Origin of the sequence: Vibrio sp. YT-15 (genome assembly GCF_033337445.1) — a bacterium.
Classification (GTDB): domain Bacteria; phylum Pseudomonadota; class Gammaproteobacteria; order Enterobacterales; family Vibrionaceae; genus Vibrio; species Vibrio alginolyticus.
In genome coordinates this window covers 58,109-80,072 of record NZ_JAWOQR010000009.1, presented here as the reverse complement: position 1 = coordinate 80,072, position 21,964 = coordinate 58,109, and the positions used below count along the sequence as shown (strand labels likewise).

Sequence of the window (21,964 nt, the reverse complement as noted above, 5' to 3'; positions counted from 1 at the left end):
TACACTCAACCAGATAAGCACTTTAACTGAGGTGGCTAGATGAAACGAACACTACTTGAAAACCTACTCGCCTGGAAAGACAAGCCGACAAGGAAGCCTTTGCTGATTGACGGTGCTAGACAAACTGGTAAAACATTCTTATTACAGGAGCTATTAGGAAGTACATTCGAAAATGTCATAAGAATCGATTTCCTAGAAAGCCCTGAGTTAATTGAAGCTTTTTCAGGCTCTCTAAACCCTGATGACGTCATCACCAACATTGAACTATTAACAGGAGAAATCTTCGAGCCATCAACAGATCTTCTTATTTTAGATGAAATTGGTGAATGTCCAAGAGCGGTCACCTCTCTTAAGTACTTTGCAGAAAAGGCTCCCAAAGCTTATGTTGCTGCTAGTGGTTCAAATATCGGATTGCTCACGTCCTTTCCCGTTGGAAAAGTTGAGCAACACAATTTAAGGCCACTGACTTTCAGGGAGTTCTTGTGGGCATCTGGAGAAAAAGCACTGCAAAAAGCGTTTGACCAAAAGCTGAATTCTCCAGCAGCTCATACAAAATTAATCGAACTACTGACCGACTATTATTTTGTTGGCGGCATGCCTGAAGCCGTAAACTCATGGTTCGAAAACTCAGAACTCAGTATTATTGAACGCATTGAAGCCGTGTCTGAAGTCCATAGGAACTTAATTGAGGGCTACATGCGTGATTTCGGAAAGTACTCTGGAAAAGTGGATGCACAGCTCATCGAATCTGTATTTCGAAGCATTCCCGCTCAACTATCTTCGGTATTCGACGACTCCGTTAAACGGTTTAAATTCAAGGGAGTTCACGAACGCAAGTCTCGCTATGCTGAGTATGAAAGTGCGATCACATGGCTTCACAAGTGTCGGCTTGCTTTAAAAAATCATCCTATTGAAGGACAGCCTCGTTCTCCTTTAGCTGCTTATCAGAAGGAAAATACGGTTAAACTGTTTCTCTTTGATGTAGGGCTATTGAACCATATGCTCGGCACTGGTTACCGTGAAATCAAACAGCAAGGCTATGAATACAAGGGATATATCGCCGAAAACTATGTTCAACAGGAAATCGCTGCGCTAGGTATTGAACCAAGCTTCTCTTGGGGAGACGCAAGAGCAGAGATAGAGTTCATTATCGCTGATGACCTAGGTCGAATCGTACCTGTAGAAGTAAAAAGCGGTAAGCGAACCCGTGCGAAATCATTGCAATCCTACATCGAGAAGTGTAAGCCCCACAAGACAATCAAACTTACAGGTACTCAAGGCTCTCCAGCAACAGAGAGAGAACACATCGTGATGCCGCTTTACTACACAGAATACTTACTTGATCACCTCAGAGATCTAGATAAAAGCTAAATGAGTAAGAAAATACTCATTAACATCTAAGAATCAATGTTATGAGTAATTTTTTACTCATAACATTAATAACTAATTCATAAGCTTTAGAGGATCTGATAAAGCGAGGCTGCTATGAATAAAATTGCTCCAGAAAAAAGAGAGTCTGTAGAAGAGGTCATAGGTCGTTTAAGGGCCAATCGAGATGCACCTCACGAGATATCAGAGAGCCATGTCGTTAATACATCACCCAAAACTTCAATAAGTCAGAGAGTCTCAAAAATCTCCCCCTCCACTCGTCCATCAGAACGCAAAACCGAGGTAAACAAAATCATCAAACACTTATTGCTTGGAGAGCTAACACAAGGCCAAGCGTTGAAAAGTTTACGCATTAAGATACTGGGACTCAAACAGGATGTGTTTGCAAGACTTATCGATGTCTCAAGAAAAACACTCTCAGATATAGAGAATGATCGGGGCAGCTACAATACAGAGATTCTCAATAAGGTATTCAAACCATTTGGCTTAAAAGTCGGACTACTCCCTTCTTCTTCCGATGCGTTAAAATCGCTATTAATGGATGGTGAGGCTGGGTAAAATACTCAGTATCAGCGCTATTGCTTTAGATTAAATTGCTATAACAAACTAGCATTTTTAAATAATTCAGGAATACATGGACGCGGGTTCAGTTCCTTTTGAAGCAGGAAATTGATGTAACATTTGATGCAACACCAAATTGGTAACATCGTTATAAGTTACTGAATTTATGAAAAGTTAGAAACCATTTCAACTCCCGCCAGCCCACCAAACGTTTGGAAAAGGCCACCTTCGGGTGGCCTTTTTTGTATCAACTAAAATAGTCTCTTTTTTCAAACATTCATGCTTTCTGAAATCTTACTACATGGATTACCGCATACCTTTGGCCCATGTAGGTTTACAAACTCGTTGAGTATTAATCAGTAAACAAGAAGTTCATAAGTACTAATCAAAAAGGCAGAGAGCATGGTACTAAAAGCCCTGTAACTTAAAAGTCTTCTGCTTACCTATCCTTTCTAAGAGATAACTAGATCTAAGTCTAAAGTCTATACTCATCTCCCTCGATGAATTGATTGATGTATTCATTGTTAGTCCCTACTCGCTTGTTTCATTACAACTCTATAGATGTAATGACTACAAACAGTAGTTACAAAAAATAATGTAACTCTAATCACAAAGTAACCTTAGATATTGAACAGAAACACAACATATATAGATTTTTAAATTTCAAAATGAAAATATTGTTGTGAAAAATTAAGTTGCTGGAATTATTACAGTCATATTAGTGAGCATTGTAATGAATTTTGAAGAAAGTAAATTGAATGACGAACACGTTAATCAATACACACCGCAAATCAATGGTGTGTTAACAAAGAAAGGAAAACCCCTTAGTAGCCTGAAGGTTAGCCTTAGTATTGGTTTAAGCACGTCAGGGAAATCAATAGACTTATCAACATTCACAGACAGTACTGGTCGCTTTGAGTTTTCTCCAGTCTATGAAAATAAAAACATCATAAGCACTCCTCTTATTGAACACTATGTAACTATTGTTTTAGTCGCAGAACTCAGCAATGATGAAAGTACTATTATTTGGGAAGGAAGCTTTGATGGTTATAAAATAGAGGATTACGTAAAAAATAACATGGCTAACCTTGCTTGTGACACTGAGAACCCTCTTAAGTACTTTGCTTTTTCAATTTGATGATGAAGAAAACGATGACTACTACGTAAACAGCCAATGTAATTTATTTGGTTATATAGACTCTGACTTGTATGGAAATTAAACAATGCACTCATGATACAACTCCAGTTCCTATGTCTCCTCTTTGGCCATTTATTTACGGAGGATATTGAGTATCGGTTAGAAGGAGGTTCTGGTATCGACTTCCACGCTCATGGACTAGGAAAAAATCTATTCCGGGTTATGTCAATACCGCTACAAGTAATGAGTGATCGGCACTACAATCTAAGCCTTAAACTTACCTAGAACGTAACATATTTCTTGACTTCAACAATAGATATAACGCTCGGATGACTGATGGTCTGGTAATTAAAATAGCTCTTCACCTTTGAATTTACTAAGAATTTCAGGTTTGGGTCATATAATACAACAGATGCGACTGCAGGCCTTACTACTTGGGTTCAATTAGCTAATTTCAGATCTAAAAATAAATGTAAAGAACACGTTCTCGGTATTATAGGCCACATAAATGTAATGTCAGACAATGCGGAAATTGACCTATCTAATATTACTTGCAGAGCAATAAAGCTTTGTTTTTCAAGGTTAGTAAAAAGGCTAGACAGTCATGCTAGTAATGTATTAAACACCCTGGAGTAACAATAAAATAAATTAGCCATCGTTTTATATATACGCTTCATCGGCCTTAAATTATTTGAGTGATAAATAATAAAAGTGCGAAGCTATTCTGCTTCGCACTTTTATTGGGTCCAGCACGGCTAACTATATTAGAAGCGATACTCTACACCTAGTGATGCTTGGTTAAAGTCTGTTTCCGTGTTTGCACCGTTCGCGACATTCTCCGCATTGAGTTCTACGTCGTACCACATATATTCTGCGTTAACTAAGAAGTTATCAGTAACTTTAAAACCGACACCAGCACCAGCGAATACACCTTCATCATCTTTGTTGCCTTGGAAGCCCGCAACGTTGTAATCCGTCGAGTACCACATTTGACCGCCTTTTGCGTAAAGGTCGACACGATCAGCAATGGGAGCGGTAACTTTTATAGCCGCTGTATAGCCGTCTGTTTCGGCATTTGCTAGGTTATTACCATAGCTACCGAAATCAATGTAACCACCTTCCAACGCTAAGTAAGGATTAAAACGGTAACCAACTAAACCTTGAATAACATCGCTGTCATCATCAAAGTCATCTTGTCCATCAACTTTTAAGTAACCGTAGTTGGCGCCAACATATACACCATGATCGTTGGAGTCCGCAGCATGTGATAAAGTACTAAACGTTGCTAAAGAAAAAAGGCTAATCAAAGTAACAACATTGCTTTTCATTTCGTTCTCCTAATATAAGTTCCATTGAAGGTTCGAATAGTAAAGAGCAAATGCAATGCCAACTTTAAATTAATGAAAAATATATTTAATTTTATAGAATACTGACAATCCTCTAAAGATCGCCGAACAAAAATAGAAAAAAGAGCTGTCTGTTTACTTTATATAAACAATACTAAATTGGGGTTAATCGCTGATGTGAAAAATATTCTTGTTAATTTGTAGATTTTTCAAAGAAATTAAATAAACATCTAAAATACTCTTGTAGATTAATCCGTCAAAAAACGCTTAGCTAGTTTTTATAAGAAAGGAAGCTAATCACACATACGTTGCATCTTACTTTGCTTCAAGCCGTGAATATTCTACTCTTTGCCTAAGCAGAGTTTAATGGAAAAGAAGTATGTTAAAAGGCAGTGAATACCCTTCTATTCGAGCATTAAGGACGTTTGTCGCGGTCTCTAATTACCTCAGTTTCTCTAAAGCAGCGGATGCCCTATGTATTACGCAAAGCGCAGTAAGCAAACAAATCGCATCGCTGGAGCAATTGGTGGGTTTACCTTTAATACAAAGAGGGGCGAGTGGTATTGAGTTAACCGAAGAGGGCAAGCGTTATCTGCCGCAAGTCACAGAAGCTTTGGAGCTTATTCAGCATGCAACTGCCAACTTAATCCAGTCAGATTCAAAGCAAGAATTACTCACCGTGGACGTAACCCCTTCTTTTGCCAGCCTTTGGTTGATACCTAATATTGATGACTTCCACCAGCAACATCCTAACATTCGAGTAAGAGTCTGTACCGGGGATGGGAACGTCAAAGATTCGAGCAACGAAAGTGACTTACATATTCGCTGCCTTCCATTATCCACACATTATGAATACAGCCACTTACTGTGCGAAGAAACATTGTTATTAGTCGGTTGCACAAATGCTCCTGCAATTGAGAGTGTGCACGCTGTTAGTAATTATCCGTTTATACCTCAAATCACTCGCCCTCAGCTATGGGAGCAATTTAAAGCTGTCTACACTGTAGAATCTCCCGTTACCTATCAACCTGTAGGCGTCGAACATTTTTACCTAGCTTGCGAAGCTGTCAGAATGGGAAAAGGGCTCGCCTTGCTTCCCGATTTTATGGCGCAGTATTCGATTTTAAGAGGGGACATTCAGCATGTTCTCAACCTTTCTTTACAGAGCGGTTATGGTTATTACGTGATGATTCCAAATTATCGACTTTCGGCTAAAAAAGTAGCGGTGTTTCACGAATGGCTGAAGAGCAAGCTAAGTTAATGTTATTTCTTTAAGCTCGTTTAGGTAAACCAAAACAACTCAAAGACTTCGGTATCTGTCTGCTCAAATTTATGGCATTCTCATCCATACTATTTAAAAAGGATAAATGGATAGTAGGATATGGACAGCAACACGCCAAGACTCTCTTTACGCACCATTGAGCCGACCGATTACCCAGAGCTCGCGGAATTAATGGACCTTGTTTTTCCTGATGTTGGTGGCTCATGGCCACGCCTGACCATCATGGATCTCATTCATCAGTTTCCTGATGGACAAATCTGTATTGAGGATAACGGAAAAATTGTCGGCGCAGCGCTAACAATCAAAGTGGACTACAACCGATTTTCACTTCCTCACCTATACACCGACATCATCACCGAGAACAACGTCATCCAAAACCAAGTGACCGGTGACGCCATGTATGGTCTCGATGTATTTGTTCACCCGGACTACCGTGGACTGCGTTTAGGTCGCCGTCTGTATGATGCGCGTAAAGAACTTTGCCGGAGTAAAAACTTCAAAGCAATTTTAGCCGGTGGTCGCATCCCGAATTACCACAAATATGCTGACGAATTGAGCGTGGCTGAATACATCGACAAAATAAAACGCCGTGAGCTTCACGATCCTATTTTGTCTTTTCAGCTTGCAAACGACTTCGATGTAAAACGTATTATGCGCGGTTACTTGCCAGAGGATAGTGCTTCTAAAGGCTACGCAACTCTGCTGGAGTGGGATAACTTCTTCTACGAAGAGGATATTCAATCCGTACATGATGTAGAAAAAACGCTGATTCGTATTGGTGTTGTGCAGTGGCAAATGCGCGCCATGAATGACTTAGAGGACTTGCTCGATCAGGCTGAGTTCTTCATTTCTTCTCTTGCGAACTACAAAGCCGATTTCGCCCTATTCCCTGAATTCTTTAACGCGCCGCTGATGGGCTTGCAAAACGACCAAAACTCCGTCGAAGCAATTCGCTTTTTGGCTAGCTTTACAGAAGAGATCAAAAACCGCTTCTCGCAGATGGCAGTCACCTACAACATCAACATTATTGCTGGCAGTATGCCCGTCATCGAAGATGGCAAGTTGTATAATGTGGCCTACTTACTGCAACGAGATGGTGAAATAAACGCTCAATATAAGATTCACATCACGCCCCATGAGCAAAAAGACTGGGTGATCGACGGTGGTGACAATGTTCAGGTGTTCGAAACCGATGCAGGCAAAGTCGGCATACTGATTTGTTATGACAGCGAGTTCCCAGAGTTGGGAAGAATGCTCGCCGAGCAAGGCGCACAAATTGTGTTCGTTCCTTTCTGGACAGACACAAAAAATGGCTACCAACGAGTACGAATCTGTTCCCAATCACGAGCCATCGAAAACGAATGCTACGTTGCAATTGGGGGCAGTGTCGGCAACTTACCTCGTGTTGATAATGTCGATATCCAGTACGCACAATCTGCCGTATTCTCACCGTCGGATATCTATTTCCCACACGATGCGACCTTGACAGAAGCAAGCGCCAACACCGAAATGATAATCTTCGCTGATGTTGATTTGACTAAGTTGAAACAGCTTAATACCGAAGGCTCTGTCACCAACTTACGTCATCGCCGCCTTGATTTGTATGGCGCATTCACCAAAGCCAAAGAGTCATAAGGATCTCCCTAATTCGCCGCTACCAAAGAGCGTGGCGGCGAGTAAAGCCAGCTGCAGGTTGATTCTGCGCAATTATCAGAGGCATGTCAGTTTTTCTCAATGGTGAGAAACAAGAATTGACCCAATAGGACATTCGGAGTATCACTCCAACTTCGTTCCGCTTTTATTAGGGGAAAGCTTTTGGAACATATTAACGAACTTCTCATGTCAATGAAGCCTTTGCTTGAGCAATACGGCTACGTTGCGCTGATTGTCAGTATATTTCTAGAAGGGATAGGTATCCCGATGCCTGGTCAATCACTGATGATCGCGGCATCTTTGCTCTCGTCAGAACAAGTCATGAACCTAAGTATGGTAATGATGGTATCGTGGCTGAGCTGCTTTTTTGGTAATACCTGTGGCTACTTAATCGGTTATTACTTTGAGGGGTGGTTAGATAAAAAAGGCTACATTTCCGGCCCGAAGATGCAAACGCTTCAATTGACTATCCAGAAATACGGCCCTACGTGCTTGGTGGTCAGCCGCTTTATTGAAGGAATGAAGCAATTTATGCCTCTTGCATGCGGTATCGCGAAAATGCCACGTAGAGAGTTTTTGCTCGGTAACGCCCTCGCGGCGACGGTTTGGGTATTGGTATTCAGCTTGTTAACTCACTTTGCATTTGAACATTTAAGCGTGTTGAGCAACCTGTACACCGAATACAAATATCTGGTATGGGCATTTGCTGCTGTCTTATTTACGTGGATGGTTTTAGGTATTGTTAAACGCAAAAAAGCCAAATCAATGCAATAACGACAGTCTCTTCATTAGCGCATAACTAAAGCTCGTGGTATCAGTGAGATACGCAACACGAGCTTTTATCTTTTTCTTTACGTGTAAAATTTAAACAGCCATTTAGACGTCTAGACGTTGACAATGTAGAAATGTGATATTAGTCTGCTCTTCTCTCTTATCATTAACATTGTCGTTTACATGTCCGGTTCCCAACAAACTACTAAAACAGTTGCACCGTCTGCGGTCGCACTGATCCCATTAATTGTATTCCTTGCGCTATTTATTGGCGTAGGCACTTACTTATCTTTGCAAGGCGTGGAATTTGCCTTCTACCAGCTGCCTGCACCCATCGCGGTATTACCAGCCATCATCATTGCGTTTCTTTTAAGTAAAGAGAAACTTAACCGCTCAATCGAACACTTCATGCGTGGTGTTGGCCACCCAGACATCATCGCAATGTGTATGATCTATCTGCTTGCAGGTGCCTTTGCTGCGGTAGCAAAAGCCTCTGGTGGTGTTGATGCAACAGTGAACCTTGGTTTATCCGCTATTCCAACCAGCATGATTTTACCGGGCATTTTTCTGATTTCTGCTTTTATCGCAACAGCAATGGGGACTTCGATGGGTACCATCGCAGCCGTTGCCCCCGTAGCGTTGGGGATTGCTGAATCAGCAGGAATGAGCTTACCGTTAACCGCTGGTGTTGTGCTGAGCGGCGCTATGTTTGGTGATAACCTTTCTATCATCTCTGACACCACCATCGCGGCGACACGCTCTCAAGGTTGTGAGATGAAAGACAAGTTTAAAGAGAACATTCGTATTGCTTTACCTGCGGCGTTGATCGCGATTGCAGTGTTCGCTTTCAACAGTACCGCGACTCAAGTGCCTGAAACTGGCGATATTGAGTGGCTAAAAGTCTTGCCGTACATCACTATTTTGATCCTAGCGGTATCTGGTGTGAATGTGTTTGTGGTTCTGTCGATTGGCATTCTTTTGGCTGGCGGCGTGAGCTTGGCATCGATTGACAATTACGGACTAACTAATCTAGCCCAAGACGTATACAAAGGCTTTGGTAACATGCAAGAGATCTTCTTGTTATCCATGCTGATTGGTGGTTTGAGTGAACTGATGCGTCGCCAAGGTGGTCTTGCTTTTCTAACAAATTTCGTTAGTAGCCTTATCCACGCGTTTGGCTCTAGTCACTCTAAGCATGCGAACAGTCGTGCAAGCGAGCTAGGTATTGCAGGTTTGGTATCAATGGTCAATGGCTGTACGGCAAACAACACCGTAGCCATCATTGTATCGGGCAGCGTTGCTCGCCAACTGGCGGAAGAGAATAATGTCTCTCCTCGCCGCTCAGCAAGCTTGTTAGACATTTTCTCATGCGTGGTGCAAGGCGTGTTGCCTTACGGTGCTCAAGTACTGCTGCTAGGTTCCGTATTCAACCTATCGCCACTTGAAGTAGTTGCCAATTCTTACTACTGTTTTGCATTAGCGATAGCGGCTGTTGTCGCGGTGTTTATCAAACATCCCGCTCGTCAACCTGTAGCGCAAACTGAGAACTAACGACAAATACCGAAAAGGCTCTGATGGAGCCTTTTTACTTTCCTTTCTTCTTTTTTTCTTTTCCGCGAGCAGATTTACTTCAAAGCTGAACGCAAACTTTGCGCACTGTGTAAAGGAATAGCAAAGCGATGCGCCACATCGCGTAGAGCTTCCACCTGAGCCGCGTTACTGATTGCTAATTCGCCTGCCACATCGACGTGGTTATTCTCAAACCCCACTCTCACATCGAATCCAAGTAACATCGCACTCGCTAAACAGTCTTGCTCTCGCGCGCCAAAAGCACAAATGGCACATCGAATTTCTTCCTCGACAAAACGCGCCAAATTCAAACCTCGTAAATCCCATGGCGAAGACTGTTGAGCTTGGTGATAACGCCCTAACACCACTAATGCATGCTGATGCGTTTTAGGTAACACGCCCGCATCACGCAGTTGGAAATAACGTTCAATGTCGGTTGCATCGTAGAGAATAATTTGGCTCACGATGTTGTGTTCTGCCACCCAATGGAAAAAGGCATGCCCTTCTTTCTCACTTGCGCGATCAGGGATTAACTCCCTCAATGCAAAAGAAGCCGCTTCTGGTTTCACAGCTTTAACTAACGCCATCTGTTGTGGCGGAGAATACAAGCCCACCGCCTCTGTGGTGAGCTGTACCATCATGTTTTGTCCCACCGCTTCTTTCACGGCATGGTAAATTGCCATGTTGTCGTCGATGTCTAATGAATGACGTCCGTTGGCGTCTCTAGCATGCAAATGGATCATGGCAGCCCCTGCCGTTTGACAAGCGATAGCCTCTGCAACCAGTTCGTCTGTTGTCATGGGTAAGCTGGCGTGATCGTGCTTAGTTTTTCTTGCACCGTTTGGGGCCACGATAATAGCGATAGGCTCTCGTATACATCGATTTTCTAATTCCATTCCTTCGCTACCTCTTTTAGCGTTAATGAGAGTTTGCCAACTAGCTCATCAATATGGTGAGGCTGAATAATGAATGGCGGCGCAAGCAAGATATGGTGCCCATTAACGCCATCAATCGTTCCGCCCATTGGATAGCACATTAAGCCATTTTCCATTGCTCGCTGTTTGATGCGTTTGTCTGCCAATGTGGCTTTACTCAGAGGCGCCTTGCTTTCTTGATCCGCCACCAGCTCAATGCCAAAAAACAAACCTTTACCACGAATGTCGCCAATGTACGGTAAATGGGCCAATGCAGAAGTAAGCTCATTACGCAGCAAAGCACTTTGCCGATTCACCGCCGTTAACAAATTATCTTGGAAGATGGTTTGAATGGTCGCCACGGCAGCAGCGCACGCCACAGGGTGCGCCATAAAAGTATGACCATGTTGGAAAAAACCGCTTCCATCAGCAATAGCTTGATAGACTCGATCATTCGCAACCACCGCGCCAATAGGTTGATAACCCGCACCAAGCCCTTTAGCCATACACACCAGATCGGGTTCTGCCTCTTCTTGCTCAAACGCAAAAAAACTGCCACTGCGTCCAACGCCACACATGACTTCATCCAAGATCAATAACACATCGTATTGGTCGCATATTTCGCGAATACGCTTGAAATAGCCTTGCGTTGCAGGCACAGCTCCAGCGGTGGCACCCACAATGGGCTCGGCGACAAAAGCCATGACATTATCAGCCCCCAACTCAAGAATTTTTGCCTCTAGCTCATTCGCCGCTCGCAATGAGTAATCCAATTCCGACTCATGACTCTGCTGATAACGATAAGCATAGCAAGGGGCGATATGATGGCTCGGGTGTAAGATGGGTTTGAACGGTTCACGTCGCCATTCATTACCTCCGACAGCCAAAGCCCCCAAGGTATTGCCGTGATAACTTTGCTGACGCGCGATGAATTGCTTTTTCTCTGGCTTACCTGATTCCACGAAATACTGCCGCGCCATTTTTAGTGCCGACTCCACCGCTTCTGATCCTCCACTGACTAAGTACACATGGTTGAACTGTTCAGGCATGTGCTGACAAATCAATTCTGCTAGGCGCTCACTGTTGTCACTAGTAAAAAATCCAGTATGAGCAAATGGCACTCGCTCGATCTGTTCCAACATGGCTTTTTTAACGGCGTGATGACTGTGGCCAAGGTTTGATACCGCAGCACCACCACAAGCATCGAGATACTGCTTTCCATGCTTATCGAATAGATAAACACCTTCACCTCTATCGATGATTGGTAGCGTGGCATGGCAATGACGGTGAAATACGTAAGACATTTGAGTCCCTTCCAATGTGTAATACTTGCACACATAATCAGGAACAAACCCAAACGTGACAAGAGAATAAATCTCACCCTCTATGAGCTTTTGGAATACCACAAACCAAAAACACCAAAACCCTTGATATTTAAACAATAAAATAAAAATAGGCCAGCTTTTTTAAAGGCTGGCCTATGGGTAACCCAAAGCTAAAAACAGAATCGTTTTACGCGTTTAGTGCCTGTTCTAAATCGGCTAGAATATCGTCAATATGTTCAATACCCACCGATAAACGAATCATCTCTGGAGACACACCAGCTTGTTTTTGTTCTGCTTCGCTCAATTGACGATGAGTCGTCGATGCAGGATGGCAAGCCAATGATTTTGCATCGCCAATGTTCACCAAACGCTTAAAGATTTTCAAAGCATCATAAAAACGCACACCAGCGTCATAACCATCTTTTAAACCAAACGACAAAATCGCAGAAGGCTTACCTTTCATGTATTTTTCGGCGAGATGGAAGTGTTCAGAACTTGGCAATCCGGCATAACTTACCCAACTGACTTTGTCATTCTGTTCCAAGAATTCAGCCACTTTGAGTGTGTTCTCGGTATGGCGCTCCATACGCAGCGGTAACGTTTCTAACCCTTGCATAAGCATAAATGCATTCATCGGTGATAATGCTGCTCCGGTATTACGCAGTGGTACGGTACGCGCACGCCCGATAAACGCCGCCTCACCAAACGCTTCGGTATACACCACGCCGTGGTAAGAAGGTTCTGGTTGGTTGAAAACAGGAAAGCGGTCTTTGTGCTGTGCCCAAGGGAATTTACCGGAATCCACAATCACGCCACCTAATGTGGTGCCATGCCCACCAACGTATTTAGTGAGAGAGTGAACTACGATATCCGCACCAAATTCGATGGGTTTGCAAAGCACTGGCGTCGCAACGGTGTTATCCACAATCACAGGTACGCCTTGTGCATGAGCAAGCTCCGCCACACGTTCTAAATCGATGATATTACCCGCAGGGTTACCAATGCTCTCGCAGTACACCGCTTTGGTATTTTCATCAATTAATTCGGCCAAACTTTCTGGCTTGTCATCTTTAGCAAACTTCACCTGAATACCTTGATTTGGGAGCATGTGCGCAAACAAGGTATAAGTACCGCCATAAAGTTGCGGCGTAGAAACGATGTTATCGCCCGCTTGCGCTAACGTCAGAATCGCATAGTTAATCGCTGCACTCCCCGCACTCACGACCAATCCAGCAATGCCGCCTTCTAACGCTGCCATGCGTTTTTCCAGCACGTCATTAGTCGGATTCATGATGCGAGTGTAGATATTCCCCGGCACTTCCAAGTTAAACAGATCAGCGCCGTGCTGCGCGTTATCAAACTCGTACGCGACCGTTTGATAAATCGGTGTCGCGACAGATTTGGTGGTCGGGTCAGTTTCGTAACCAAAATGGATAGATAGCGTTTCGTCTTTCATGTTCTTCCCTGTCTTTCATCACTCAAATAGCGGCAAGCAAAGCACTTACCTTGCTTATAAAACTTATATTGCCCAATTTTTCAACAAATAACGTAGGGATGAATCACAGAGATAAAACGCTAATTCAACTGTCCAAGTAACCAGTGACGAAACGTTTCTGTCGCATTCGTACGTGTGTTCATGATCAAGTAATACCCTGCATTGGCAGGAATCGGTTTGAATGGAGAAACCAAACGCTCTGTCGTCAATTCATCCTCAATCAATGCCATTCGAGCCATCGCAATCCCAACGCCAGCTTCGGCTGCAGACATCGCCATATCCGTTCGATTAAAAAAGTGTCCGATATCGGTTTTAAAATCCAACCCCATCGCTGACGCCCAATATAGCCACTCATAGTCACGCGTCGCTTTTTCCCATGGCATCGCATCGTGTAGTAGCGTCGCCTCTTGCCATTGCTTCACTGGCATTGAGTTTTTTTGCTCACCAAACAACGTTTTTAGCCAGCCATGATCCTCAAGGTATTTTGGACTCATCACCGGTAGCAGATGCTCATCCAAAATCAGCTCCGCGTTAGCATTTCTATAAGGATGAAGACCATAGTCAATTGCGACGTCATAGTCTTTTATCTCACTATTTACCAGCGCACCTTCCGCAAAGATTTGTACTTGGATATCCGGATTATCATGATGGAAGCTTTCGAGCTTTGGGACTAACCATTTGAAAGCAAAAGAAGGCGTCAACTTCAAACGAATTTCATTGGTTTGCTTTTCTACTTTGAGCTCATCAAGCAATTTGCTCAGTTCCGAAAAGTGAAACTGCGTCGCTTGGTGTAACTGAGTGCCTTTTACGGTTAAACGAATACCGCGAGAGTGGCGTTCAAATAAAGTAAAACCTAATAACGCTTCTAAATGAATAATTTGTTGGCTTATGGCACCAGTGGTGAGGTGTAAATGTCTTGCGGCACCAGTAAAGCTGCTGTACTCCGCGACTTGGCTAAATAGGCACAAACCACTTATCAGATTACTTTTCATCCTTGAGCCTATAGTTTTTCTAAACGCAGTGTGTAATTTATATCGATTGTTAACAAAAGGTAAAGAAAAGAAACTGAGCACTCTGATAAATGTGTGGAGTGCATCAATGGAAGTCATCGTATTAGGCAGCGGCGTTATCGGCTTAACCTCTGCTTGGTATTTATCTCAAGCAGGCTATCAAGTTACCGTCATTGACCGCCAACCAAGCAGTGCCATGGAAACGAGCTTCGCCAATGCCGGGCAGATCTCATATGGTTACTCTTCACCTTGGGCTGCGCCTGGTGTTCCTGTTAAAGCCATTAAGTGGTTAATGGAAGAGCATGCTCCACTTAAAATCAAACCCACCCTGAATGCCGACATGATCCGCTGGGCGAGTAAAATGGTCGCGAATTGCACCCTACCTCGCTATCAAGTTAACAAGGCTCGCATGCTTTCTATCGCTAACCACAGCCGTATTTGCTTAGAACAGTTACGCCAAGAACACGCCATTGAGTATCAAGGGCGTCAGTTTGGGACCTTGCAAGTATTCCGAACACATCAACAGCTGCAAGCTATTGAAAAGGACATGCAGCTCCTTGAACAAAGCGGAACCCGATTTAAGCTAATGGACGTCGAACAATGTATTGAACAAGAGCCAGGGCTTGCACTTGTGAAAGACAAACTGGTTGGTGGCTTGCATCTACCTGATGACGAAACGGGCGATTGCCATCAATTTTGCCAACAACTAACGGAGCTTGCTAAGGCACACGGTGTCCGATTTGAGTTCGATACTGAAGTAAGCAATTGGGTTACAGTAGGCAAAAAGATCATAGGTGTCCAAACGAACCGAGGACAATTTAAAGCAGACCAATATGTGGTGGCCTCTGGCAGCTACTCTACAGCGCTACTCAAGCAACTCGATATTGATATTCCGGTCTACCCTGTCAAAGGCTATTCACTCACCATCCCGATGGAAGATGAACACTTCTCTCCTCGATCTACTGTGATGGATGAAACCTATAAAGTCGCTATGACTCGATTTGATGACAGAATTCGCGTAGCTGGCACCGCAGAATTAGCAGGGTTTGATGCTTCCCTTCCACAAAAGCGCAAAAACACCATCGAAATGGTCATCCGTGATCTTTTTCCTCGTTGTGGTGACTTCAGCCAAGCTGAGTTTTGGAGCGGCTTTAGGCCAATGACGCCTGATGGCACACCAATTATCGGTGCGACTAAATACGATAACCTTTTTACTAACACCGGACACGGAACTCTGGGCTGGACGATGGCTTGTGGCTCAGGTCAATTGCTAGCAAGCGTAATGAAAGGTGAAAAAGCAAAAGTGATGGATAATGCGGAGCTTAACCTTTGTCGTTACGCCTGAGGACATGACTGAACAAAAAACAGGCAGACACTTACTCCACAAAATGCATAACCACTGGCATTTTTAACTCATCAAAATCGCAGCACATTTAAATGACAATGTGCTGCATAATTAATCATCAGGCAAATCTTCTACCTAAAAGGAGCAAATAAGCAACAAGAACCAAATTTTAACAACTACTCTCCATTCTGTGTTCATCATCACGCTACAAAGGATTTGTAGCTAAAAAAGTTAACAATTGCATTACATAAAGGGTAATGTATTGTGTGAAAAACAACCACAAACACAACTAACAGGGAAAATACTCATGCAGTCATTAGTTGATTTTCTGAATGGAATTATTTGGAGCCCGGTACTGATCTATTTGTGCCTTGGCGCAGGTTTGTTCTATTCAATCATGACGCGTTTTGTACAAATTCGTCACTTCTTTGAGATGTGGCGCTTATTACTTTCAGGGAAGAGTTCAACAAAAGGGATATCATCATTTCAGGCACTTGCCGTTTCACTATCTGGCCGTGTAGGTACAGGTAACATTGCTGGTGTTGCCGCTGCTATCGGTTTCGGTGGCCCAGGCGCCGTATTCTGGATGTGGGTCGTTGCCTTCTTTGGCGCTGCAACCGCATACGCAGAATCAACACTTGCACAAATTTATAAAGAAGAAGACGAAGGCGAGTTCCGTGGTGGCCCTGCTTACTATATTGAGAAAGCAATGGGACAAAAATGGTACGCTTGGATCTTTGCTATCGCGACCATCTTTGCTTGTGGTGTTCTACTTCCTGGCGTTCAATCGAACAGTATCGGTAACGCAGTAGAAGCCGCATTTGGCTCAGGTGACATGATTGAAACCGCTATTGGTACCTTCAGTTTTGCTAAAATTTTCACTGGTACGGTTGTTTGTGTCATTTTGGCTTTCATCATTTTTGGTGGCGTAAAGCGTATCGCGAACTTTACCCAAGTCGTTGTACCATTTATGGCGTTAGCTTACATCATTACTGCGTTTGTCATCATCCTTCTAAACATTGGTGAGGTTCCGCGCATTTTCGGCATGATTATTGGTGACGCGTTCACACCAATGGCAGGCGTTGGTGCAGCAATCGGCTGGGGTGTAAAACGTGGTGTCTACTCCAACGAAGCAGGTCAAGGTACTGGTCCTCACGCAGCAGCAGCAGCGAGTGTTGATCACCCAGCTCAGCAAGGTCTTGTTCAATCTTTCTCTATTTACATCGATACACTACTTGTGTGTTCAGCAACCGCGTTCATGATTCTTATCACTGGCGCGTACAACGTAAATGGTGCGATTGAAGGTACATTCCTGGTTCAAAACCTACCAGCGGATATTGGTGCAAATGGTCCTGTGTTTACACAGATGGCGATCGAAAGCGCACTACCTGGCGTGGGTAAACCATTCATCGCAATCGCTCTATTCTTCTTCGCGTTTACGACCATTCTGGCTTACTACTACATTGCAGAAACGAACATTGCTTACATTCGTCGTACGTTCAAAGTAAATGGACTGATGTTTATTCTGAAAGTCATCATTATTTCATCCGTGTTCTACGGAACCGTGAAAACCGCCAACTTAGCATGGGCGATGGGTGATGTAGGAGTAGGACTGATGGCGTGGCTAAACATCATCGGTATTTTGATCATCTTCTTTATGTCGAAGCCTGCACTCAAAGCACTGAACGACTACGAAGAGCAACAAAAACGTGGTGTGACCGATTTTACATTTAACCCTGTTGCACTGGGCATTAAAGGCGCAGATTACTGGGAAGATAAGTACCGACGTAAAACGGGTAAAGCACCAACGGCAGACAGCAATAGCGCAGAAACTGTTGAGCAACCATCAACATAGCGTTATCACATAAATAAGAAAAAGCAGTGGTCCGATTGAGGACATAAAAAAGGGGGATTAACCAATGGTTAATCCCCCTTTCTTCATTATGAGTAACAGCTTAGGCGATAACCGCTTCAACTTTACGAGCGATTTTTGCTTTACCTACAGGTAACACTTCACGACCAAATTCGTTGTTCAGTACTTGTGCCATTGCGAAGTAAATTGCACTTGCGCCACAGAAGATACCCTCGAAGCCAGCGATAGCACCGATCACTTCGCTACCAGTGAAATCACGAGCAGCAAGCAAGAAGAATAGGATAGTTAGAGAGCCAAATACCACTTGCTTCGCTGTTGGGTAACATAGAGAACCAATGAACATGAAACCAGTGAAGATGCCCCAAAGCGCTAGGTACCAACCCATAAAGCTTGCAGGGCTTGCAGGAAGACCCATGTGAGGCATTACGATTAGACCAACCAATGTTAGCCAAAATAGACCGTAAGAAGTAAACGCAGTTGTGCCGAACGTATCACCGCGTTTAAAGCACATGATGCCAACGATTACTTGGCTAAGGCCACCGTAAAAGATGCCCATCGCTAGGATCATAGAGTCAATTGGGAAAAATCCTGCATTATGAATATTGAGCAGAATAGTGGTCATACCGAAACCCATTAGACCTAGCGGTGCTGGGTTAGCCAGTTTTGTCGACATGTACAAATACCTTTTTTCAAAAATGTTGATAAAAAATGCGCGCGAATTTTAATGGGCTGCAGAACAAAAGAGAAAAGCTGTTATTGAAAACTTAGATTCCATAAATAAACCACTACATATATAAAAAAAGACCCTGCAAAAAAGCAGAGTCTTTATAGATGGTTAGGTTGTTTTTTACTCGATCACTGACAAGAAATCTCGTCCCAGAACCAGTTGCTTTGCGTTGGGCTTTCCCATACTCCAGGGCCATTTTTTGCGACAAAACATTTGTTTTGGTACGTCACTTTATCGCCGTTAGCGACTTGCGTTACACCCGGCTCCCACTGAATAAAATTGCCTGTCACTGGTGGTTCTGGCTCGGTTACTGGCGGCTCTGGCTCAATCACCGGTGGTTCAGGTTCCGTTGTAGGCGGCTCCGTAGGAGTGCCTGAAACCAGCTTCCAAGGGTCTCCTTTCGTTGGCTCATTACCTTGTGACCACCATTTCGCTTCGTAAACAGCACCTTGGTAAGAAACTTGATCACCCGTGTTATATACTTTGCCAGAATCCCAAGCTGCCACACCACCTACAGGCGGATCGACCGGATCCACTGGGTCTAACTTGTCAACTACACGAACTTCTGGCCAACCCGCATGAGATTGGTAGAAGTTAGTTACACATTTCTCATAATCACCCGCAACTAGCGCAGAGTAAGCCGTTTGGAAACCAACAAGCTCACATTCAAATGAGTGACCTCCAGGACGATCTGAGTAGTATTTCCAGTTACCATCCCAGTTGGTGTAAAGCACGTCTGTCGCACCATTTAGATTTAAGCTGCCGTAAGGCGTCTGCTGCCAACAGGTATTGGTCTCATCGGCTTCAATTGGAATTTGATAATGAGCGGCAAGTCCTTCCCAATAGCGAATACGGTTAACAGGTTGACCTTTATCTTTGTTTTGCTCCCCACACTCAATACCACCATTGATCACGTTGATGGTCGTACCAAAGCCGTAACCAATGCCAGCATCAAGCTCACGCTGTGAAGGCACCCAAGTACGGTCAATCACATGTAGCATTGCTGGTTTCGGTGCTTGTGGGGTTAGGAAGAACCAGATAGCCGATGCTAAGTTCAGCCACGAATCCGCAACCAAGCCTGGATTTTTCAACAATACAGATGCATCGCCATCAAACATCACTTCAGAGAACGCGCCATAGTTAAAATGGTAAGAAAGCTGTTTTGCACCACGTCCAAAGTAACCTTGTCCAGGTTCACATGGCCAGCGTTTGTTTTGCCAGTCATTTTGACCACAACCTGTTGTGTAACCTTCTTGCCCTTCAGACCATCCCATTTCTCGCACATGAACCAAAGCTTGCTGCCACTCTTCCAACCCTAGCGGATTATCCGATACGTTATCGATCGAAATATGGCCACCGGTTTCCTGTGCAAAGTGAGCAAACGCTGTCACGATCGATTTTTTACAAATCGCATCCGAATCACGACCGTCTGTGTACTCACCACAGAATGCTGGGAACTTGCCAATTGCACGTAGGAAACGCGTGTAAGTGTATTCAGGTGCCGCCATTTGAGTCAGGAAGTCCCACTCACTTTCGGGGAATACACGCTCTACACGCTTCACGTTTTCTGGGTTGGTTGTCGCCCCTGGAACAATCGCTTCAACCACTGAGTTCGGGCGTGTCTCTAATGCTTGTGGCCAAATGGCATACATAGGATCAGAAGTTTTGCTTTGCTCTACGGCTTGAACGTCACCACGAGCAATAACATAACCATTCGGATTTTGCGGATCGGGCTGAATATTCATACTCGCATTCACTTGTGCTGCTAAGACACAACTCAATGCAAGAGGAAGATGTTTGAGTGCAAACATGTCTAGTCTCCGGATTTCAACAATACAATATACGAGGAATAACTAGACATATAGTGGATCATATATACGAAACACCGAGCCAAGTACGTTGATTCTGCGAGACAAAATGAATAAATAGGTCCTCACACACATTTTGTCACAAGAAAAATGTTACCTTGACTCAAAAGAAAAGCGGAGACCCTGTGAGCCTCCGCTTTGTGATGCTTCTCTCTTTATTGTTCTGCCGAAACCACCTCTAGCTTCGCGGTTGACTTTTGTTTAGACAGCACAAAATAAACCACACACTGAGAAATAATTGCGGCAAGCACAATCACTGGTGAGGCGTTGATTCCAGCTAAAAGAAAACACCCCAATGCGATCATTCCATTGAGTAATGCGTAAGGCAATTGTGTACGGAAGTGCTCATACTGTTCACACCCCGCTCCTGTCGACGACAAAATCGTAGTTTCAGAGATGGGAGAACAGTGATCGCCAAACAAGCCACCAGATAATACCGCACCAATACAAACCAACAGTGGTGCATCAATCGCGACGGCAGTTGGGCTCACTAATGGCATCATGATGGCAAACGTCCCCCAAGATGATCCCGTAGCGAACGAGATAATACCGGCCAGTAAAAACGCAACCGCTGGCAATAACCAGTAAGGGAAACCGGCTTGAGCTTGTTCAGCAATGTATGCAGCTGCACCTAATTCTTTCCCAACCGAGCTAAGCGCCCAAGCCAATACCAGAATCACCGCCACTGACATCATGTTTGACATCCCTTTCAGATAAACCTGAATACCATCCGAAAGCTTTCTTACTCCATAAAACGCCATCAGCGCAATTAAAGTGAAGGCCGCGAAGAAATATGCAGAAGAAAGTGCAGCCCTAAACGTTGATCCTGCCACTTTTTGAAATGGAAAACCGTGTGGCACGAGGATGGTACATAGAACCACCAGCATAACGAGCAAAGGTGCCCATACAAAACTAGATTTTGCATTTTTATGCGTAAACACATTCATGGACTCCTGCACTTTCCCAAAGTCGGAGCCCTGCTCTGCTAGTTGTTCAGCCTTCGCCATCGGTCCGAAATCTAATTTGAAGAAAGAGACAATCGGCACAATCGCGATCGCAAGAAAGGCGTAAAACTGATACGGGATCGCACCAATGAAAGCATCCCAATCACTCATACTGACATTCAGGGCAGTAAACTCTTTTTGAATCAATCCCATGATGTAAACGCCCCATCCGATAAAAGGGATCAAGATTGCGACGGGAGAGGAAGTAGAGTCGATAATAAAAGCTAATTTTTGGCGTGATACTTTTAACTTATCAAATAAAGGGCGAAAAACAGGGCCAACAATCAGTGGTGTACCAAGGTCTGAGAAGAAAATAACCACACCACCGAACCATGCGGACAGTTGAGCTTGGCATTTACTCGCAACCCATTGAGTAACCTTTTTAGCAAACGCCACACCACCGCCAGATTTCTCCATCAAGGCAACAAAGCCACCAATAAAGACCAAGAGCAAAATGACGCCCGCATTGTAGCTGTCAGTTAATTGCGGCAGTAGATAGCTTTTCATCAATGCACTAAACGAGTCTAGTGGCCCTTTTTCGACAAATGTCCCTTCGAGCATAGCGACACCACTCACCACACCCGCGAATAAACCAACAACGACATTTCTTGTGGTCAGCGCGAGGAAAAGAGTAATAAGGATGGGAATGAGAGAGGTAACGTCAGCCTGTTCCATAGCAATACCATTTATGATA

16 protein-coding genes and 1 pseudogene are annotated in these 21,964 nt (G+C 43.9%); 9 read left to right on the top strand and 8 right to left on the bottom strand.

Annotation, left to right across the window (positions count from 1 at the left end; translation table 11 throughout):
• Window positions 1-39 precede the first annotated feature (39 nt).
• The 3 genes and pseudogenes from R7D93_RS16845 to R7D93_RS16835 all read left to right on the top strand — a co-directional run bounded on the left by R7D93_RS16845 (window position 40) and on the right by R7D93_RS16835 (window position 3,088).
• Window positions 40-1,371, top strand: a complete 1,332-nt coding sequence (locus R7D93_RS16845) for an ATP-binding protein (protein WP_025624125.1) — start codon at window positions 40-42, stop codon at window positions 1,369-1,371.
• 282 nt (window positions 1,372-1,653) lie between these two features.
• Window positions 1,654-1,947: pseudogene (locus R7D93_RS26340) on the top strand (helix-turn-helix transcriptional regulator); the annotation flags it as partial.
• Between the two features lie 736 nt (window positions 1,948-2,683).
• Entirely contained in the window at window positions 2,684-3,088 is a 405-nt protein-coding gene (locus R7D93_RS16835; RefSeq protein WP_225496920.1) for a DUF6795 domain-containing protein, read from the top strand.
• Between the two features lie 764 nt (window positions 3,089-3,852).
• Here the strand turns inward: R7D93_RS16835 and R7D93_RS16830 are convergent.
• Window positions 3,853-4,416, bottom strand: coding sequence for a porin family protein (locus tag R7D93_RS16830; protein WP_138940408.1), 564 nt, complete (start codon window positions 4,414-4,416; stop codon window positions 3,853-3,855).
• A gap of 397 nt (window positions 4,417-4,813) precedes the next feature.
• On the opposite strand from R7D93_RS16830, the gene R7D93_RS16825 reads away from it, so the two are divergent.
• From R7D93_RS16825 to R7D93_RS16810, 4 genes are all read left to right on the top strand, one after another.
• Window positions 4,814-5,695, top strand: coding sequence for a LysR family transcriptional regulator (locus R7D93_RS16825; protein ID WP_085569924.1), 882 nt, complete (start codon window positions 4,814-4,816; stop codon window positions 5,693-5,695).
• 120 nt (window positions 5,696-5,815) lie between these two features.
• The gene (locus R7D93_RS16820; protein WP_005381670.1) at window positions 5,816-7,351 is read left to right on the top strand and encodes a bifunctional GNAT family N-acetyltransferase/carbon-nitrogen hydrolase family protein; all 1,536 of its coding nucleotides are present in this window, start codon (window positions 5,816-5,818) and stop codon (window positions 7,349-7,351) included.
• Between the two features lie 204 nt (window positions 7,352-7,555).
• Window positions 7,556-8,143, top strand: a complete 588-nt coding sequence (locus R7D93_RS16815; protein WP_005383738.1) for a DedA family protein — start codon at window positions 7,556-7,558, stop codon at window positions 8,141-8,143.
• Between the two features lie 180 nt (window positions 8,144-8,323).
• Window positions 8,324-9,691 carry a Na+/H+ antiporter NhaC family protein gene (locus tag R7D93_RS16810; protein WP_017635705.1) on the top strand — a complete coding sequence of 456 codons (1,368 nt, stop codon included), beginning with the start codon at window positions 8,324-8,326 and terminating at the stop codon, window positions 9,689-9,691.
• Between the two features lie 74 nt (window positions 9,692-9,765).
• Here R7D93_RS16810 and R7D93_RS16805 read toward each other — a convergent pair whose 3' ends face one another.
• From R7D93_RS16805 to R7D93_RS16790, 4 genes are all read right to left on the bottom strand, one after another.
• On the bottom strand, window positions 9,766-10,605 hold the full coding sequence (locus R7D93_RS16805) for a 3-keto-5-aminohexanoate cleavage protein (protein WP_047102133.1): 840 nt from the start codon (window positions 10,603-10,605) through the stop codon (window positions 9,766-9,768).
• Window positions 10,596-11,927 (bottom strand): aspartate aminotransferase family protein, encoded by a 1,332-nt coding sequence (locus R7D93_RS16800; protein WP_137281745.1) that lies wholly within the window; start codon window positions 11,925-11,927, stop codon window positions 10,596-10,598. The genes R7D93_RS16805 and R7D93_RS16800 overlap by 10 nt, the downstream gene beginning before the upstream one ends.
• Window positions 11,928-12,135: 208 nt before the next feature.
• Window positions 12,136-13,404 carry an O-acetylhomoserine aminocarboxypropyltransferase/cysteine synthase family protein gene (locus R7D93_RS16795; RefSeq protein ID WP_005381677.1) on the bottom strand — a complete coding sequence of 423 codons (1,269 nt, stop codon included), beginning with the start codon at window positions 13,402-13,404 and terminating at the stop codon, window positions 12,136-12,138.
• Window positions 13,405-13,523: 119 nt separating this feature from the next.
• A complete protein-coding gene (locus R7D93_RS16790) occupies window positions 13,524-14,435 on the bottom strand; it encodes a LysR substrate-binding domain-containing protein (protein WP_137281744.1) in 912 nt (303 codons plus the stop codon).
• Window positions 14,436-14,541: 106 nt separating this feature from the next.
• Here R7D93_RS16790 and R7D93_RS16785 point away from each other — a divergent pair, with 106 nt between their 5' ends.
• On the top strand, window positions 14,542-15,798 hold the full coding sequence (locus tag R7D93_RS16785; protein ID WP_047102136.1) for a D-amino acid dehydrogenase: 1,257 nt from the start codon (window positions 14,542-14,544) through the stop codon (window positions 15,796-15,798).
• Between the two features lie 307 nt (window positions 15,799-16,105).
• Complete coding sequence (locus tag R7D93_RS16780) at window positions 16,106-17,653, top strand: alanine/glycine:cation symporter family protein (RefSeq protein WP_005381681.1); 1,548 nt, start codon at window positions 16,106-16,108, stop codon at window positions 17,651-17,653.
• A gap of 100 nt (window positions 17,654-17,753) precedes the next feature.
• Here R7D93_RS16780 and R7D93_RS16775 read toward each other — a convergent pair whose 3' ends face one another.
• The 3 genes from R7D93_RS16775 to R7D93_RS16765 form a co-directional block, all read right to left on the bottom strand.
• A complete protein-coding gene (locus R7D93_RS16775) occupies window positions 17,754-18,344 on the bottom strand; it encodes an acetate uptake transporter (protein WP_005381682.1) in 591 nt (196 codons plus the stop codon).
• Between the two features lie 182 nt (window positions 18,345-18,526).
• Complete coding sequence (locus tag R7D93_RS16770) at window positions 18,527-20,209, bottom strand: chitinase (protein ID WP_213970735.1); 1,683 nt, start codon at window positions 20,207-20,209, stop codon at window positions 18,527-18,529.
• Window positions 20,210-20,421: 212 nt separating this feature from the next.
• Window positions 20,422-21,945, bottom strand: coding sequence for a Na+/H+ antiporter NhaC family protein (locus tag R7D93_RS16765; RefSeq protein ID WP_225496922.1), 1,524 nt, complete (start codon window positions 21,943-21,945; stop codon window positions 20,422-20,424).
• Between the last annotated feature and the right edge of the window lie 19 nt (window positions 21,946-21,964).